The organism is Flavobacterium tistrianum (assembly GCF_003254545.1).
Classification (GTDB): Bacteria; Bacteroidota; Bacteroidia; order Flavobacteriales; family Flavobacteriaceae; genus Flavobacterium; species Flavobacterium tistrianum.
In genome coordinates this window covers 268,722-286,551 of the sequence record NZ_QJRH01000072.1, presented here as the reverse complement: position 1 = coordinate 286,551, position 17,830 = coordinate 268,722, and the positions used below count along the sequence as shown (strand labels likewise).

General features: G+C 33.4%; 13 protein-coding genes. 6 read left to right on the top strand and 7 right to left on the bottom strand.

What is annotated here, in order from left to right; translation table 11 throughout:
* The first annotated feature begins 9 nt into the window (after positions 1–9).
* From DMB71_RS18025 to dusB, 5 genes are all read left to right on the top strand, one after another.
* Positions 10–3,687 (top strand): 1-acyl-sn-glycerol-3-phosphate acyltransferase, encoded by a 3,678-nt coding sequence (locus DMB71_RS18025; protein ID WP_111368416.1) that lies wholly within the window; start codon positions 10–12, stop codon positions 3,685–3,687.
* Entirely contained in the window at positions 3,684–5,201 is a 1,518-nt protein-coding gene (locus DMB71_RS18020) for a phytoene desaturase family protein (RefSeq protein ID WP_111368414.1), read from the top strand. The genes DMB71_RS18025 and DMB71_RS18020 overlap by 4 nt, the downstream gene beginning before the upstream one ends.
* 6 nt (positions 5,202–5,207) lie before the next feature.
* Entirely contained in the window at positions 5,208–6,872 is a 1,665-nt protein-coding gene (locus DMB71_RS18015) for a C45 family autoproteolytic acyltransferase/hydolase (RefSeq protein ID WP_111368412.1), read from the top strand.
* The gene (locus DMB71_RS18010) at positions 6,869–8,158 is read left to right on the top strand and encodes a phenylacetate--CoA ligase family protein (RefSeq protein ID WP_111368411.1); all 1,290 of its coding nucleotides are present in this window, start codon (positions 6,869–6,871) and stop codon (positions 8,156–8,158) included. Before DMB71_RS18015 ends, DMB71_RS18010 begins: the two co-directional genes overlap by 4 nt.
* A gap of 150 nt (positions 8,159–8,308) precedes the next feature.
* A complete protein-coding gene (gene dusB / locus DMB71_RS18005; RefSeq protein WP_111368409.1) occupies positions 8,309–9,301 on the top strand; it encodes a tRNA dihydrouridine synthase DusB in 993 nt (330 codons plus the stop codon).
* Positions 9,302–9,512: 211 nt separating this feature from the next.
* Here dusB and DMB71_RS18000 read toward each other — a convergent pair whose 3' ends face one another.
* The 3 genes from DMB71_RS18000 to rbfA form a co-directional block, all read right to left on the bottom strand.
* Positions 9,513–10,940 carry an MATE family efflux transporter gene (locus DMB71_RS18000; RefSeq protein WP_111368407.1) on the bottom strand — a complete coding sequence of 476 codons (1,428 nt, stop codon included), beginning with the start codon at positions 10,938–10,940 and terminating at the stop codon, positions 9,513–9,515.
* A 170-nt stretch (positions 10,941–11,110) separates the two neighbouring features.
* The gene (locus DMB71_RS17995) at positions 11,111–12,310 is read right to left on the bottom strand and encodes an ABC transporter permease (protein WP_111368406.1); all 1,200 of its coding nucleotides are present in this window, start codon (positions 12,308–12,310) and stop codon (positions 11,111–11,113) included.
* Between the two features lies 1 nt (position 12,311).
* Positions 12,312–12,704: a 30S ribosome-binding factor RbfA gene (gene rbfA, locus DMB71_RS17990; protein ID WP_111368404.1), complete on the bottom strand. Its 393-nt coding sequence runs from the start codon at positions 12,702–12,704 to the stop codon at positions 12,312–12,314.
* Between the two features lie 124 nt (positions 12,705–12,828).
* Between rbfA and DMB71_RS17985 the strand changes: the two genes are divergently transcribed.
* Positions 12,829–13,248, top strand: coding sequence for a CBS domain-containing protein (locus DMB71_RS17985; protein WP_111368403.1), 420 nt, complete (start codon positions 12,829–12,831; stop codon positions 13,246–13,248).
* Positions 13,249–13,292: 44 nt separating this feature from the next.
* Here DMB71_RS17985 and DMB71_RS17980 read toward each other — a convergent pair whose 3' ends face one another.
* From DMB71_RS17980 to DMB71_RS17965, 4 genes are read right to left on the bottom strand one after another with little or no spacing between them, the layout of a single operon-like run.
* Positions 13,293–14,594: a murein hydrolase activator EnvC family protein gene (locus DMB71_RS17980; protein WP_111368401.1), complete on the bottom strand. Its 1,302-nt coding sequence runs from the start codon at positions 14,592–14,594 to the stop codon at positions 13,293–13,295.
* Positions 14,595–14,617: 23 nt separating this feature from the next.
* Positions 14,618–15,397: a DUF4292 domain-containing protein gene (locus DMB71_RS17975; protein ID WP_111368400.1), complete on the bottom strand. Its 780-nt coding sequence runs from the start codon at positions 15,395–15,397 to the stop codon at positions 14,618–14,620.
* Positions 15,398–15,404: 7 nt separating this feature from the next.
* Positions 15,405–16,757 carry a tetratricopeptide repeat protein gene (locus DMB71_RS17970; protein ID WP_111368398.1) on the bottom strand — a complete coding sequence of 451 codons (1,353 nt, stop codon included), beginning with the start codon at positions 16,755–16,757 and terminating at the stop codon, positions 15,405–15,407.
* A 48-nt stretch (positions 16,758–16,805) separates the two neighbouring features.
* Entirely contained in the window at positions 16,806–17,822 is a 1,017-nt protein-coding gene (locus DMB71_RS17965) for a sugar phosphate nucleotidyltransferase (protein WP_111368397.1), read from the bottom strand.
* Positions 17,823–17,830 lie beyond the last annotated feature (8 nt).

Sequence of the window (17,830 nt, the reverse complement as noted above, 5' to 3'; positions counted from 1 at the left end):
AAAATAACCATGCATCAATACTTCTACGCCATTCATTTATTTGTAAACCGAAGAAAATCTCTTTCGGTTCTATTGGCCGTTCTGATGCTTTTGGTTTTTGGATTTTTCGCTTCAAGATTAAAGTTTGAAGAAGATATCACCAAACTTATCCCGACAAACGACAAAACCGATGTTACCGCCAAAGTTTTAAAACAATTAAACTTTGCCGATAAAACCACCGTAATTTTCAGCTTAGATAAAAATGGTTCTGCCGAGGATTTGAAAGAAATGGCAACCATATTTTCAGACAGCGTTTCTAAATCCTGCAAACCTTACATAACAGGAATTCAAGGAAAAATTGACGAAGAAAACATTCAGGAAACTATTGATTTTGTTTACGATAATCTTCCTCTTTTTCTGAATGATACTGATTATAAAAACATAGAGCAAAAACTGCAAAAAGACAGTATTGCAGCAACTGTTCAAGGAAATTACAAATCGATCATTTCTCCTTCTGGATTTATAACCAAAGATTTTATTCAGCAAGATCCGTTTGGGATTTCTTTTATCGCTTTAAAAAAATTACAACAATTAAATATCGGTGACGATTTTACTCTTGAAAATGGTTTTGTAATGACAAAAGATAAAAAGAAATTGCTACTTTTTATCACGTCAAATATTCCGTCAAGCGAAACCGAAAAGAATACCATTTTTGCTGAAAAGCTTAAATCGATTCAAGAAAACTTAAATACACAATTTAAAGGAAAAACTTCTATCAGTTATTTTGGTTCTGCGTTAATTGCTGTTGCCAATGCTAGTCAGATTAAAGGAGATATTATTTTGACAACATCAATCGCGATGTTTACTTTAATGCTGATTTTAATTTTATTCTACCGCAAAGTTTTAATCCCGCTAATTATTTTTCTTCCAACAGTTTTTGGCGGATTATTTGCCGTAGCATTTTTATATTTTGTGAGAGAACAGATTTCGGCAATCTCTCTTGGAATTGGTTCTATTTTATTGGGAATTACGATTGATTATTCTATTCACATTCTCACGCACTACAAGCATAACAGCGATGTAAAAACCTTGTACAAAGACATTACAATGCCTGTTATTATGAGCAGTTCTACAACTGCCGTTGCTTTTTTATGTCTGCTTTTTGTAAAGTCAGATGCATTAAATGATCTCGGAATTTTTGCGGCTGTTATCGTTATGGCTTCTGCTATTTTCTCGCTTTTGATTGTTCCTCATTTATATAAACCAAAAGAAAATCCGGCAGAACACAAGAAAAATGTGATCGATAAAATGGCTCATTTTTCTTTTCACAACAATAAAATCTTAATCGGACTTTGCGTTATCATTACGATTATCTGCTGTTTTACTTATAATGATGTTGGTTTTAATAACGATTTATCACAGCTGAATTTTATTCCGAAAGAAATTAAAGCTGCCGAAAAACAGTTGGAAGAAAGCACCAGTTTAACTTCCAAAACGATTTATGTGGCTTCTTACGGAAAAACGATGGAAGAAGCTTTACAGCATAACAGTAAACTTTTTGGAGATTTATTTGCAGCAAAACAACAGAACAAAATTTTGAATTTCAGTTCTGTTGGCGGAATTGTGCTTTCGCAAAAAGAACAAATCAAAAAAGTTGAAAAATGGAATTCGTTTTGGACTTCACAAAAAAAACAATTAATAAAATCAGAATTAATTGCTGAAGGTTCAAAACTTGGTTTTAAACCCACAACATACAATCTGTTTTTTGATCATTTAGATTTTGATTTCAAACCTGTTTCTGCAGATGAATTTTTAAAAATTCAAGCACTTCAATTACAAGAATTCATCACCGAAAAAAATGGTTTTTATACCATTTCAACTTTAGTAAAAGTATCGCCGGAACAGCGAGATGCTTTTGTAAAATCGGCTTCAGCAAAAGAAAACATAATTGCAATTGACCGTCAGCAAATGAACGAAACGTTTTTCAGCACTTTAAAAACCGATTTTAATTCGTTGGTCAATTATTCTTTTGTAGCCGTAATTTTAATTCTATTTTTCTTTTTCCGAAGAATCGAATTGGTAATTATCAGCTGTATTCCAATTGCGTTGACTGGAATTGTGACCGCAGGAATTATGGGCATTTTTGGCATTCAGATGAACATTTTCAGTATGATTGTCTGCACTTTAATTTTTGGTCACGGAGTCGATTTTAGTATTTTCATGACCAGTGCGCTTCAAAAAGAGTACACTAATGGCGTTAACGAAATTGCCATTTATAGAACCTCAATTATTCTGGCGGTTATCACGACAATCTTAGGAATTGGAGCGATGATTTTTGCCAAACATCCTGCTCTTACTTCCATTTCACTGGTTTCATTAATCGGGGTTTTTGCAGCACTGATCATTACTTTTATTTTCTATCCGATTTTATTCAAACTGTTTTTATCAAATCGTCCGAAAAAAGGAAATCCGCCATTTCAATTGCGAACATTTCTTCATGGCGTAATTTCGTTTGCTTATTATGGTTTGGGCGGAATTGTAATGTCGATTTTCAGTTTTACGATCATGCCGATTTTGCCTTTCAGCAAAAAATCAAAAATGAAAGCTTTCCGATATGTGGTTTCAAAATTCATGAAATCGGTCTTATATTCAAATCCGTTTATTCGCAAAAAAGTCGTTAATAATTTCAATGAAACTTTTGATAAACCAGCCGTAATTATTGCCAATCATTCTTCGTTTCTAGATATTCTTTCAATCGGAATGCTGAGCCCAAAAATCATTTTCTTGGTAAGCGATTGGGTTTACAACTCTCCTATTTTTGGCGGTGTTGTGAGAAAAGCGGGATTTTATCCTGTCTCAGAAGGTTTAGAAGGCGGAGTGGAACATTTACGTAAAAAAGTAAACGAAGGATATTCTCTGATGGTTTTTCCAGAAGGAACTCGATCAGAAAGTAATGTTGTAAAAAGATTCCATAAAGGTGCATTTTTCCTTGCCGAAGAATTTAAAATTGACATTATTCCCGTGGTCATTCATGGCGCTTCAGAACTGATTCCGAAAGGTGATTTTGTTATTCATCACGGAAAATTGACCGTTACCATTTTAGAAAGAATTGCTCCTGACGATCTTTCGTTTGGAACTAATTATACCGAAAGAACCAAACAAATTAGTTCATTCTTTAAAGCAGAATATCGCAAAATAAGACACGAGCTTGAAGATCCAGATTATTTCAAAACAATGCTTATTAACAGCTACGATTATAAAGAAATCGAAGTTGGAAATAGTGTAAAAAAAGATTTAAAACAAAATCTCGAAACCTATTACATCTTAAACCAACACATTCAGCCGAAAGCAAAAATCCTGCATTTAGGTAATGATTACGGGCAATTGGATGTTTTATTGGCTTTGCAAGAACCGCAGCGAAAAATATTTTCTTTTATAAATGATGAAGAAAAATTGCTGGTTGCCAAAACAAATTATATAGTTGCAAAGAGAAAAATATTTTACCTCGACAAATTAGAATCAGCAGTTGAAAATCATTACGATATACTTTTAATTTCTGACGAAAGTTATCACGATGAAATCGAAAAAGTAATTTCGAATGTTGCTTCTATAATTTTAGTGAATTGTTCCCGTTTAAGAAATCAATTTGAAGATTTTGAAATTGTTTCTGAAGAAAATGCTTTACTAGTTTTAAAGAAAAAAGGATGAAAAAACAGTACGATGTAGTTATAATTGGCAGCGGTTTAGGCGGATTGGTTTCTGCTGTTATTCTGGCAAAAGAAGGCTACAGCGTTTGTGTACTCGAAAAAAACAATCAATACGGAGGAAATCTTCAGACTTTCGTAAGAGACAAAACCATTTTTGATACTGGAATTCATTATATCGGAGGTTTAGGCGAAGGCCAAAATCTTTATCAATATTTCAAATATATTGGAATAATGGATCATTTGAATCTAAAGAAAATGGACGAAAATGGTTTTGATCTAATTTCTTTTGATGACGATAAAATCGAATATCCGCATGCGCAAGGTTTCGAAAATTTCATTGAAAAACTAACTCAATATTTTCCTGAAGAAAAAGAAAATCTTGAAAATTATTGTCAAAAAATAAAAGCGGTTTGCAAAACTTTTCCGCTTTATAATCTGGAATCTCAGGGAAAATACGATGATGAAATCTTAACGCTTAACGCAAAAGAAACCATTGATTCTTTTACAGGAAATGAAAAACTGAAAGCCATTTTGGCGGGATCCAATTTTCTATATGCTGGAATTCCAGATAAATCGCCTTTTTACGTTCATGCACTTGTGGTCAATTCATACATTGAAAGTTCGTGGCGATGCGTAAATGGCGGAAGTCAAATTACGAAGCAATTACTGAAACAACTTAAAAAATACGGTGGCGAGTTTTTCAAACATAAAGAAGTCACAAAAATTGAAGTTGAAAATCAAAAGGTAAATTCGGTAAAAATGAAAGACGGAACAGAAGTTTCTGGAACGTATTTTATTTCGAACATCGAACCTAAAACGACTTTGAAAATGGCAGGTCAGGAAAATTTTAGAAAACCATTTTTCAATAGAATTCAGAATCTAGAAAATGTCCTTTCTGCATTCAGTTTGTATATCGTTTTTAAACCTAAAAAGTTCAAATACATCAATCACAATTATTATCATTTTAAAAGTGCCACTGATGTTTGGACTGCTTATGAATACGACGAAAATTCATGGCCTAAAACTTTTATGGCTTCTATGAATCCGTCAAAAAAAGATGAAGAATGGGCAGACGGAATGACGTTTTTGACCTACATGAAATATGATGATGTAAAAGATTGGGAAAATACTTTTAATACCACTTTTGAAGAAAATGATCGAGGTGAAAGTTATGACGAATTCAAAACTAAAAAATCGAAAAAATTTTTAGAAGAAATCGAAAAAAAATTTCCTGGAATAAAAGATTGCATCAAATCAGTGTATACTTCTACTCCACTATCGTACCGAGATTATATTGGCGGAGACGGCGGAAACATGTACGGATATGTTAAAGATTCAAATAATCCGATGAAAACTATGATTCCGACTAAAACTAAGATAGAAAATCTTTATCTTACAGGCCAAAGTATAAACATGCATGGTGTCTTGGGAGTTACAGTTGGAGCGGTCATAACCTGCTCTGAAATTGTAGGAAAAGAATATCTGCTGGAAAAAATTAAAAAAGCATCCGAATAAAATATTATGAAAAACCGAATCTTATATATCTTCTTCCTCGGTTTTTTTAGTTTGCTGACTTCTTGCGGTACTTCAAAATCAAAAAAACACAGACCAGATCTTACTGCTTACAACAATACAAAACCTGTTGTTGAGAAATTATCAGACAGCGTTTTTCTTTCTGGAAAAAATTCGCTTTTAAAAAATAAACAAGGCCTTTGGGAATTATATGTAGAAGGCGATCCGCTCGAAATCGGACTTTCAACCGGAGCTTTGACCGATTCACTTTTACACAAACAGCAACGTATTTTTTTCTCAAAAATTACCGATTTCATTCCTTCAAAATTTCAGCAAAAACTACTTCGTCAATTTCTGAAATGGTACAATCGGAAACTGTATTTAAATGTTCCTGACGAATACCAAACGGAGATTTATGGCGTTTCTCAATTTTCTTCCAACGAATTTGATAATATCGCACCGCAATATCAGCGTAATTTATATTTACATGCCGCGCACGATATTGGTCACGCGCTGCAGGATCTAGCTTTGGTTGGCTGTTCTTCTTTTGCTGCTTGGAATGAAAAATCGGAAGATGGAAATTTAATTCTGGCTCGAAATTTTGATTTTTATGTCAATGACGCTTTCGCGGAAAATAAAATAGCCGCCTTTATAAAACCAAAAGAAGGATATCCTTTTATGATGGTAACTTGGCCAGGAATGATCGGAGCGGTTTCTGGAATGAATTATAAAGGATTGACTGTAACGATAAATGCATCTAAATCTAAAATTCCGCTTAGCGCCAAAACTCCGATTTCGATTCTAACCCGAGAAATTTTACAGCACGCCAAAAATTTGGATGATGCCATTGCTATTGCAAAAAAAAGAAAAGTGTTTGTTTCTGAATCGATTATGGTTGGAAGTGCCAATGATAATAAAGCAATTCTGATCGAAGTTTCGCCAAATAAAATGGATGTTTATGATGTTCCAAACAGCAATCAGCTAATTTGTTCCAATCATTTTCAAGGAGAAGCTTTCAAAGAAGATAAACGAAATATGGAACAAATTGCCAACAGCCATTCTGAATATCGATTTGAAAGAATGCAGGAATTGCTATCTGAAAATCCAAAAGTAAATCCTGAAATTGCTTCGGAAATTCTTCGAAATAAAGAAGGTTTAAAAGATATTTCTTTAGGATATGGAAATGAAAAAGCCTTAAACCAACTGCTGGCACATCACGGAATTATCTTTAAACCAAAAGAAAAATTGGTTTGGGTTTCGGCAAATCCGTACCAATTGGGCGAGTTTGTTTGTTATGATTTAAATGTGATTTTTGGTGAAAATAGAAATGCTGCAAAATCATTTCAGAAAGAAAATTTAAATATTGCCAAAGATCCGTTTTTAGAAACAACTGCTTTTCAGAATTTTAAAAAATTTAAGATTGAAGATCATAAAATAGATTCTATTATAAAAAAGAAAGAAACAGTTTCAACAGAATTTATTGAGCATTATCAAGCATTAAACCCTGATTATTGGGTTGTGTATTATAAGACAGGATTGTACTTTTACCAAAAAAAGGAATTTCTTCAGGCGAAGCTTAATTTTGAAAAAGCTTTAAGCCACGAAATCACTACAGTTCCGCAAAAAGAAGAGATTGAAAAATATTTAAAAAAAGTCAAAAGAAAATTACAATGATTCCAGCAATAGAAAAAGATTCTTTAGAAGAGATTAAAATTTTTCAAGAAAAAAAATTAGCCGAACTTTTAGCTTACATCAGTGAGAATTCTCCTTTTTATAAAAGACTTTTTGCAGGACAGAATATTGATATTTCAAAGGTAAAAACACTGGAAGATTTACAGCATTTACCTCTTACAACCAAAGAAGATTTACAGCAATACAACGATGATTTTTTGTGTGTTCCACAGCATAAAATTATAGATTATGCCTCAACATCAGGAACTTTAGGCGACCCTGTTACTTTTGGTCTAACCGATTCTGACTTGGATCGTTTAGCCTACAACGAAGCCATTTCGTTTGCCTGTGCAGGAATTGCAGAAGGCGATGTTGTTCAATTGATGACGACAATTGATAGAAAATTTATGGCTGGTCTTGCCTATTTTCTCGGACTTCGAAAACTGAAAGTGGGAGTAATTCGTGTTGGAGCCGGAATTCCAGAAATGCAATGGGATTCGATTTTAAAATACAATCCGTCTTATTTAATTACGGTTCCTTCTTTTCTTTTGAAATTAATTGAATACGCCGAAATGCACGGAATCGATTATAATAATTCGAGTATAAAAGGTGCTATTTGTATTGGGGAATCTTTGAGAGAACAGGATTTCTCCATGAATATTCTATCCAAAAAAATCACCGATAAATGGAATATTAAGTTGTTTTCGACTTATGCTTCTACCGAAATGAGCACCGCTTTTACCGAATGTGAACATGGAAAAGGCGGGCATCATCATCCAGAATTAATCATTGTTGAAGTTTTAGACGAAAATAATCAACCTGTAAAAAATGGTGAAACTGGCGAACTCACTTTTACAACTTTAGGAATTGAAGCGATGCCTTTACTCCGTTTCAAAACTGGAGATATGGTTCAGTTTCACGACGAGCCTTGTGCTTGCGGCAGAAATACTTTACGTGTTGGTCCAGTTGTCGGGCGTAAAAAACAAATGATTAAATATAAAGGCACAACACTTTATCCGCCAGCAATGAACGATGTTTTGAGCAGTTTTGATAATATCGAAAATCACCTTATCGAAATCTCTACTAACGATTTAGGAACAGATGAAATCTTGATTAAAATTGCGGTAAAAAATCAAACTCCAGAATTTTTACAAGAAATAAAAGATCATTTTAGAGCTAAATTAAGAGTAACACCAAAAATAGAATTTGCTTCAAAAGAAGTTTTGAATCCGTTGGTTTTTAATCCAATGAGTAGAAAACCAATTCGATTTTTCGACTATAGATCCTAGTATTAGGTACAAAGTGGCAAAGGCACAAAGGATCAAAGGTTCCTTAATTGTCTGATAAAAAAGCCCTTGAACCTTTGTTGCTTTGAGCCTTTGCACCTCGAATTGTGCCAATTCGATTAAAAAGTTGTAATTTTGCAAAAAATTACGAAGATGGTCAAGATTGGCAACATAGAATTACCCGAATTTCCTTTATTATTAGCACCGATGGAAGATGTCAGTGATCCGCCGTTTCGCAGATTATGCAAAACGCATGGAGCTGACTTAATGTATTCTGAATTTATTTCATCGGAAGGATTAATTCGTGACGCCATAAAAAGCCGCATGAAGCTGGATATTTTTGATTACGAACGTCCTGTTGGAATTCAGATTTTTGGTGGTGATGAAGAAGCAATGGAAATGTCGTCTAAAATTGTTTCGACTGTAAAACCAGATTTAGTAGATATCAATTTTGGATGTCCAGTAAAAAAAGTCGTTTGTCGTGGTGCAGGTGCAGGAGTTTTAAAAGATGTTGATTTGATGGTACGTTTAACGAAAGCGGTTATCAAAGGAACTGATTTGCCTGTTACTGTAAAAACACGTTTAGGCTGGGACGACAACTCAATTAATATTGATGAAGTTGCAGAAAGACTTCAAGATATTGGTGTTCAAGCTTTGACAATTCACGCTAGAACCCGTGCACAAATGTACAAAGGCCATTCTGACTGGTCACATATTGCACGTGTAAAAAACAACCCAAGAATTACAATGCCAATTTTCGGAAATGGCGATATCGACAGTCCAGAAAAAGCATTAAAATATAAAAATGAATACGGAATTGATGGTATCATGATTGGTCGCGCTGCAATTGGTTATCCGTGGATTTTTAACGAAATCAAACACTACTTCAAGACAGGCGAGCACTTACCTGCTCCAACGGTTATTGATCGTGTTGAAGCGGCTAGAAATCATTTACAATGGTCAATGGATTGGAAAGGCGAGCGTTTAGGAATTGTAGAAATGCGTCGCCATTATACCAATTACTTCAAAGGAATTCATTCGTTTAAAGAATTCAAACAAAAACTGGTTACCACAGATGCTCCTGAAGATTTATTCGCTATTATGAAAGAAATCCAAGAGGTTTATGCGGGATATGAATTTGTTTAAAATAATAAATTAATCTTTGTCAAGTTTTAGGCTGACATAAACACAAAATAACCACGATCATTGTCATTTCGACGAAGGAGAAATCTCCACAAGTAACTCCGTAATGAAAGCCCAATCTTTGTCGAGCTTCTCGCGGAGATTTCTCCTTCGTCGAAATGACAAAAATGTGATACAAAAAATGCCTTCAATATTGAAGGCATTTTTATTTGTATTATACTTGAACTCTTTTCCACTTTCCTCTTTTATAAAAAACAATTCCAGTCAAAGTAATGGCCGTTTCAGCAACAGGAATAGCAATAAAAACTCCTGTTGGTCCCATGTTAAAATGTTTGGCAAGAACAAAAGCCAATGGAATCTGGAACAACCAAAAACCGAAGAAATTAATTCCTGTTGGTGTCCAGGTATCTCCAGCTCCATTGAAAGTGTTGATTAAAACCATTCCGATTCCGTAGAAAATAAATCCGATGCTCATAATTTGCAATGCTTCAATCGCAATGGTTTTGACCTGCTGATCATTCGTGAAAAACGAAATAATATATTGCCCAAAAACCAAAGTAATAATCATAATCGAAGCCATGAAAATTACATTATATCTTGCGGTTGTATAAACGGATTTTTCTGCACGATCAATTTGTTTGGCTCCTAAATTTTGTCCAACCAATGTCGCTGCAGCATTACTTAATCCCCAAGCTGGAAGAATGAAAAACATCATTATTCGTAATGCTGTCTGATATCCAGCTGAACCATGATCACCTCCTGTTGTTGCAACCAATTGTGCTAAGAAAATCCAACTGCAAGATGCAATTACAAATTGTAAAATTCCTGGAGCCGCAATTTTCACCAAAGCTTTTATCTGCGTAAAATCCGGAGCGAAATACGTAATCTTAATTTTTAAAATTCCGTTTCCAAAGAATAAATGATATACTTGATAGATAACTCCAATACTTCTTCCAATTGTTGTTGCTAAAGCAGCACCTATTAATCCAAAAGCTGGAACGGGTCCGAAACCGTTAATTAAAATCGGACATAAAATGATATTGCAAATATTGGCAATCCAAAGGCTTTTCATGGCGATTGCTGCATTTCCTGCTCCTCGGAAAATTCCATTTATTAGAAATAAAAGCATAATACACAAGCTCGAACCAATCATAATTTGAGTAAATCGGAAACCATGTTCGGCAGATTCTACAGAAGAACCCATTAAAATCAGAATATCTTTTGCGTATATAATTCCGAAAATACTCATTATACTATTAATTGCAAATGCAATAATAATAGCTTGCATTCCAGCTTTTGCAGCAGCGACTGGATCTTTTTCTCCAATTCTTCGTGCTACAACCGCGGTTGCTGCCATACTCATTCCGATCGCAAGTGAGTAAATTACAGTCAATACCGATTCGGTTAAACCAACGGTCTGAATTGCAAAACTGCTATGTTCTAAATGCCCAACGAAATATAAATCAACTAGAGCAAAAACCGATTCCATCATCATTTCTAAAACCATCGGAATGGCCAATAGAATTACAGCTTTTTTTATACTTCCAGAAGTATAGTCAAAAGATTCGTCGCCTTTTAAGGCTTGTTTAATTGTGGTAAAAAATTTAGAAAAGAAGCTTTTCTTTATAGATGTTTCTGTCATGATATTTTAGGATAAATGATAAAATTGGTCCAGATGTATCTCAATCTGAACTAAAAAAGTAAAACGTAAGTATCCTAATTATTCTAAAAAATAAAATAGGATTAGGCAGAAACAATCATATGCTGTAGATTTTCAAGGCGGTAAATATAAGTAATATTTCGAAAGAAAAATTAATCTAGTAATTTTTTACTTACTCGACTGCTTGCTATTAGCGAAGCAACAAATCCTAAAGAGATAATTGTTGTCATTACAATCAAAACATTCTCCACTGTAAAAACAACTGGGTAAGCCAAGGTTGGCGTAATCATAATAAGTTCAAATTTCTGCTGTAATATTACAAGGATGATACCTAAAACAAGTCCGATCAAGCCTCCAAAAACACTTAACAAAGTGCCTTGAAGCAGAAATATTTTTCGAAGATCACCAATATCCGATCCTAAATTGAAAAGTGTTTTAAGATTTCCTTTCTTTTCTAAAATCATCATAATCAAAGCTCCGATCAAGTTAAAAAGAGCCACAATGATAACTAATGTAAAAATCAGATAAACTGCAATGTTTTCGGTATTAAGCATTTTATACAAAGACTCATTCAGCTGTGCTCTGTTTTTTAAAGTAATTTTATCTTTAAAAATAGAATTAAGCTGTTTCTTTATCGCTTCTTCATCTGCATTTTCTTTTAATTTAAATTCCAATCCAGAGATTTGATTGTGCTTGTACATTAATAATTCCTGCACTAAACCTAAATCTGCAAATACATATTTTGAATCTAAATCTTCGCTGATGGAGTAAATTCCAACGGGCAGAACATCTGTTTTATTGAAAGCTTCTTCTGGATTTTCAATTCCGCCTTTTCCTGGTTTTGGAGCAAAAATCTGAAGCGGATTTTCAAAGTCCAAAATTCCCATTGAGAAATTTTGAGCCAAACCATAACCAATTATAACTTGATAACTATCTGGTTTAAGCCATTGACCATTAAAAAGTTTTTTCTTGATATCGTTAACAACTGGATATAAACTGTCAACGCCTTTTAAATAGGTAACTTGCTGTTTGTCTTTGAATAGAAATAAAACTCGTTCTTCTATAATTTTGGTGTAAGAAGCAACACCGTTGATTTTCTTTATCTGATTTTCCTGATCTGGAGTAAGTAAAAAAGACTTTCCATAGGTACTCGTCAATTTTAAATCAGGATCAATTTCATTTGTAAATGAAAGGCTAAAAACTTTAAGTCCGCTGAAAACAGATAAAACTACAAACAAAGCCATTGTACCAACAATGATTCCCATGCTGGCAATTCGATTGATAATATTAATAGCATTGTTTTTACTACTGCTAAAAATATATCGTTTGGCTATGTATAAGGGAAAATTCAAATTACGACTTTCTTCTTTTTTCTAAAAGATCACGATTTTCTATTGGGTTTTCTTTTCCTGCAAGTGCATTGTCGATTTTCTCTATATAGTCTAGAGAATCGTCTATAAAGAACACCAAATTCGGAACACGGCGTAATTGCAAACGCACACGCTGCGCCAAATCATGTTTGATTAAAGTTGTGTTTGTTTTTATTGCTTCTAAAGTTTCTTTGGCTCTTTCTTGCGGAAAAATGCTTAGATATACAGTCGCTACAGATAAGTCTGTAGTTACACTTACTTTGGATACTGAAATTACTAAGTTTGTAATCCCGTTTTTTCTCACTTCACCTTGCAAAATGTCAACCAGATCTTTCTGAAGAACACCGCCTATTTTTTTCTGTCTATTTGTTTCCATACTGCAAAAATACTAAAATTTAGTGGTATTACATGTTCTTTTAATTGTTTTAAAAGCTGATAAAGATCATAGCGTTTGAGGGAATTATTCTACATATTTGATGTAAATATAAAACTAATCTATCATGAAAAAAAGAGAACCAATTAGCCACATTATGACAAAAACTGTTGTGACTGCAAACGAAAAAGATGATCTTAAAACAGTGGTCGAAAAATTAAAAACAAATACAATTCGCCATATTCCGATTGTTAAGGGAAAAGAAGTGGTTGGAATAATTAGTCGAACCGATATTAACCGATTAACTTTTGGAGCTTTGTTTGAAGGTCAGGATAATGCTGATGAAGCTATACTAGAAATGTTGACTGTTCCTCAAGTCATGACCTCTAAGCCAAGAACAGTTTCTTCTGATACCATAATCAGGGATTTAGCAGAAATTTTTGTAAAAGAAGATTTCCATGCACTTCCTGTTGTAGACAATGGAGAACTTAAAGGAATCGTAACCACAACAGATGTTGTAAAATATTTTTTAGAACAATATGATTAAAATATAATTGAATAAAAAAGGGAGCTAAATGCTCCCTTAAGTTTTTATCTACCTTGCAACCATCCTTCTGGATTGTTGTATGAAGTATTTTGAAGGATAAGGAATTTAATAATTGTTCTTCCTGTATCACCACTTGTCCTTACTTTTCCAAGGCTTTGTTTTACTTTTACTTTATCGCCTTGTTCAACTGACACAGAACTAAGATTTTGATAGACAGTAAAATAATCACCATGCTGAATAAAAACTGCTTTGTTTACTGGAGACAAAGCAATCACTTTTGACACTGTTCCTTCAAAAACCGCGCGAGCTGTTGCGCCATCTTCTGTAGTAATCTCAACTCCAGAATTGTGCACCGTAATTGATGGATGCAACGGATGAGGGTTATCTCCATAACCAAGAGATATAAATCCTTTTTCAACCGGCCAAGGCAACTTTCCTCTGTTCGCTTTAAAATCGGCAGCTAAAATTTTACCTTCAGGTGTTAATTCAATTCTGTCTGAAGAGGCAGGCGGTGGCGGTTTTGGCAAATCATCATCTTTAGTCTCAACACCTTTTTTCTTATTCTCAGCTATTATTCTTTGTCTTTCTTCTTCTATTTTTCTTCGTCTTTCTTCATTTGCTTTCCTAATTTGTTCTCGAATAAGGTCTTTAATTTTTGCATCAATTCTTCTCGATTCCTGCTGTTTGGATTTGGTATCAGCGATAATTTTATTTTTATCTTTTTTAAGCGAATTAACTAATTTCTGCTGTTCCTTTTTTTCTGCTTCGAGAGAAATTTTCTCTTTTTGATTTTCAGCAATTATTTTCTTTTTTACTTGTCTTTGTCCATCAAGTTTTGCATTAAAATCAACTAACTGTGCTGTTTTTGACTGAATTTCAAGACCTTGATTTTTTCTAAATGTAGTATATTGCTTCAGGTATTGTGCTCTTTTGTAAGCTTGCAAGAAACTTTCAGAAGATAAAATAAACATGGCACGACTCTGCTCAGAACGGCTTTTGTACGATTTCAAAATCATCTCAGCGTAATCTTCTTTTAGAACTTTAAGTTCTTTTTTTAGTTTATTTACCTGAACTTGATTAATATACATATCATTACTAATCAGCTTTTCTTGTTTGGCTGTCGTATTGATTAATTTCTCTTTAAGTTTAATTTTGTTTGCTTGAATTAAATATTCGTTAACAGCAGATTTCTCTTTTTTTCGAACAGACTGCAACATCTTTTCGTTCTCTTTGATTTCCTGCTGAATTTGAGCTTTGCGCTGTTCCAGTTTTTCTTGCTGCGAATCCTGCGCCCATACAAATGTAGTGGCACAAATTAAAACTAGACTTAGAAGAAATTTTGGCATGTTTCTGTTTTTATTTTGCAAATTTACTTAATTGTAACTTTTTTATAACCGCTTGGAACGCTATACGGAAAAGAAAGTTCTTCATTAAATGAAATATTGTTGTAATTCAAATTAATATTTGTTTTGCCTTTTGGCTGAACGGCATTGATTTCTATGCTTGTTGGTAATATTCCTTGATTAAAAGTTTTGGTGTCTGAATAAGCGATTTGCAATGTCCTGTTTTCAGACGGCTGCGAAATCTCTTCTTTCTGAATTAAATATTTTTCTCCATCTAAGAAAAAGGTCTTTTTTAAATTGGCATCCTTTTCTTCGTCAAGTCTAAACAAATTATCCACAATAGTCTGAGTGTACTTTCCTTTTCTTAAATCGTCAAAAGCTTCTCCAACTAATAAATTTTGAACTTTAGAATAATCTAAATCTGTTCCAAGCCATTTGCTTAAGCTTGTAAAATCTCCTTCATAATAAGTTCCATTCATTTTTTCATAATAACTTACTGCAGAAGGTGTTATTAAAGCTTTAGCCATCGTGATTCCTAAGAAACGCACGCTTATTAAAATCTGCTTGTCTTTTTCGATTCTAATTTCAGCAGTAACATTTTGGCTTTGTTTTTCATCAGCATATCTTGCACTTGCTTTTATATACAAAGTTGAAAAATCTAACTTGTTGTCGTAGTGTTTTTCAATTACTTTTTTGTCTTCTTTCTCTACAATTGTCTGGCTTGGATTTCCTTGCACCGCTACTGCTTTGGATTTGCATGAAATTACAGCAATAGACAATACTAGTATTGATATATATTTTTTCATCTAAATTTTATTTTTTCTTTTTTAATAATTCATTTGCCTTCAAAAAGTATTCCTCTTTTTTCTTTGCATCTCCCAATCCATTGTATGCCTCTCCTAATTGAATATTAAAATTTGATTCTAATTTTACGTCATCCACTACATAATCAAGACCCATTTCTAAGACGGTTTTTGCATTTTTAAATTGTTTCTGCTGATTGCTCCCTAAGCCAGCATAATAGTAAAACTGAGCCTGACTAGGATAAACTTCAATCAGCATCATGGCTCTTTTGGTCATTGGCTCATATTGTTTTGTCTGCACGTAAGCTTCCAACAATAACATATTGGTTTCAAGATCTGTATCTGAATTTGATTTTAAATCTTTTTCATAATATTTAATCGCATTTTCAAACTGTCCTTTGCTATGATAAAATTTTCCAATTTCTTTGGCAACGTCAACATCTTTGTCATTATCAAAATAGGAAATGGCTTTTTCTAAATCGGCAGCATACTGTGGATTTTTATTTACATAAATCAAAAATTCATTCAAAGTCCTGTGTTTGATTTTTGAATCGATTTTTGAACTTGCTAAAATCACATTCATCGATTTTATAGCTTTATCTGCCTGATTGGCATCTAAATAAGTTTTGAACAAACTCACCTGCCCCCATTCTGAACTTGGAATTTCTTTTGCCAGTTGTTTTGCAACTTCAAGTGATTTTTCGTTTTCATTACTTTTTGAATACAAAAGAATCAAATTCAAATAATTGGATTCTTCTTTCGGATCTTTTTTAATCTGTTGAATTAGATTATCAATTTCAGCATTCTGATATTTTCCTTGAGATAAAATTTGCGCTTTGTAAATCTCTCGATCAGAAGATTTTCCGAACTTATCGTTCATTTCATTAATCGCAATTAATGCTTTATCATATTGATTGGTAATCATATACAACGAAATCAGATCGTCTTTATATTCTTCGTCAAAAACAATTATTTTTTGAATGATTTCAATCGCCAAAGGATAGTTTTTTGTCTCGTAACTTACATCATAAATTCCAAGCCAAAACCATTTATTTTTAGGATCAAGCTGTGTGGCTTTTTCAAAAGCAGTCTGCGCATTTTGATATTCTTTTAACGCAAAATAGTTTTTCCCTAATTCAAAATAAGCAACTGCATCATTGGGTTTAAGTTTAATACACTTCTCCAATGATACAATGGCTTTATCATAATTTTCAATTCCTTTTTGTTTTAATGATTCATAAAATGAGTCTTGATATTCGTCTGTTGCCATAGCAATATCTTCGGGTTCCGTCTGAGCAAAAACGGAAAATGATGTGCTGAATAAAGCAAAAACCAATAGTGTAAAAACTCTTTTTTTAATCATCTGTAAAAATTACATTTTAAACAAAACGAAACTTTCATAATTTTTATTTTATTCTAAAACAGCGTAATCTCCAATGCTGATGCTTGTAAATTTCCCATCATAACTTACGTGGTTTCCGATCATTGCATTATCTAAAGCAGCATTTTTAATTTGAGAATAAGTCTGGATCAAACTGTTTTTGATTGTACTGTCTGTTACATGACAGCCATTTCCAAGAGAAACATTTGGTCCAATTGTCGTATTTTTCAAGACTACATTTTGTCCAATATAGCATGGAGGAATAATTGTTGAATTTTCTAAAGTAACACCATAATCTACTAAATGCTCTCCGTCATTGTGAAGAAAACCTAACATTCTTGTATTGGTTTCAACCGTAACGTCTTTGTTACCGCAATCCATCCACTCGTCTACGCTTCCTGTTTTGAAAACTTTTCCGTTTGCCATCATAGCTTTGATACCGTCATTAATCTGGTATTCTCCACCATTTTGAATATTATTATCTAAAACATTCTGAAGTTCATTTCTTAAAATTCCAACTTCTTTAAAATAATAAATTCCGATAACAGCTAAATCGCTAACAAACTCTTTTGGTTTTTCAACCAACTCTATAATTTCATTATTTTGGTTCAGTTTCACAACACCAAAAGCTTCTGGCTGCTCTACTTGTTTTACCCAGATTACAGCATCTGCTTCTGGATCTAATTCGAAGTCGGCTCTAATTAAAGTATCTGCATAAGCAATTACAGCTGGTCCAGAAAGAGATTCTTTCGCACACATAATTGCATGGCCAGTTCCTAGAGGTTGATCTTGACGATAGATTGAAGCTTTTGCTCCTAATCCTTTAGCCAGATCTTCTAAACTTGCTACAACATCATCTCCAAAAAACGCTTCATCTCCTAAAATAAAGGCAACTTCTTCAATCGGTTCTTTTAATATTTTGGCAATATCTTCAACTAAACGGTGTACAATAGATTTACCTGCAACTGGAATTAACGGTTTTGGAACTGTTAAAGTATGAGGCCTCAATCTTGATCCGCGGCCTGCCATTGGCACAATTATTTTCATTCTTTATT

Coding starts and splice junctions, on each gene's coding strand:
- DMB71_RS18025 (WP_111368416.1), top strand. CDS start 10: ATGCATCAATACTTCTACGCCATTCATTTATTTGTAAACCGAAGAAAA.
- DMB71_RS18020 (WP_111368414.1), top strand. CDS start 3,684: ATGAAAAAACAGTACGATGTAGTTATAATTGGCAGCGGTTTAGGCGGA.
- DMB71_RS18015 (WP_111368412.1), top strand. CDS start 5,208: ATGAAAAACCGAATCTTATATATCTTCTTCCTCGGTTTTTTTAGTTTG.
- DMB71_RS18010 (WP_111368411.1), top strand. CDS start 6,869: ATGATTCCAGCAATAGAAAAAGATTCTTTAGAAGAGATTAAAATTTTT.
- dusB (WP_111368409.1), top strand. CDS start 8,309: ATGGTCAAGATTGGCAACATAGAATTACCCGAATTTCCTTTATTATTA.
- DMB71_RS18000 (WP_111368407.1), bottom strand. CDS start 10,940: ATGACAGAAACATCTATAAAGAAAAGCTTCTTTTCTAAATTTTTTACC.
- rbfA (WP_111368404.1), bottom strand. CDS start 12,704: ATGGAAACAAATAGACAGAAAAAAATAGGCGGTGTTCTTCAGAAAGAT.
- DMB71_RS17985 (WP_111368403.1), top strand. CDS start 12,829: ATGAAAAAAAGAGAACCAATTAGCCACATTATGACAAAAACTGTTGTG.
- DMB71_RS17980 (WP_111368401.1), bottom strand. CDS start 14,594: ATGCCAAAATTTCTTCTAAGTCTAGTTTTAATTTGTGCCACTACATTT.
- DMB71_RS17975 (WP_111368400.1), bottom strand. CDS start 15,397: ATGAAAAAATATATATCAATACTAGTATTGTCTATTGCTGTAATTTCA.
- DMB71_RS17970 (WP_111368398.1), bottom strand. CDS start 16,757: ATGATTAAAAAAAGAGTTTTTACACTATTGGTTTTTGCTTTATTCAGC.
- DMB71_RS17965 (WP_111368397.1), bottom strand. CDS start 17,822: ATGAAAATAATTGTGCCAATGGCAGGCCGCGGATCAAGATTGAGGCCT.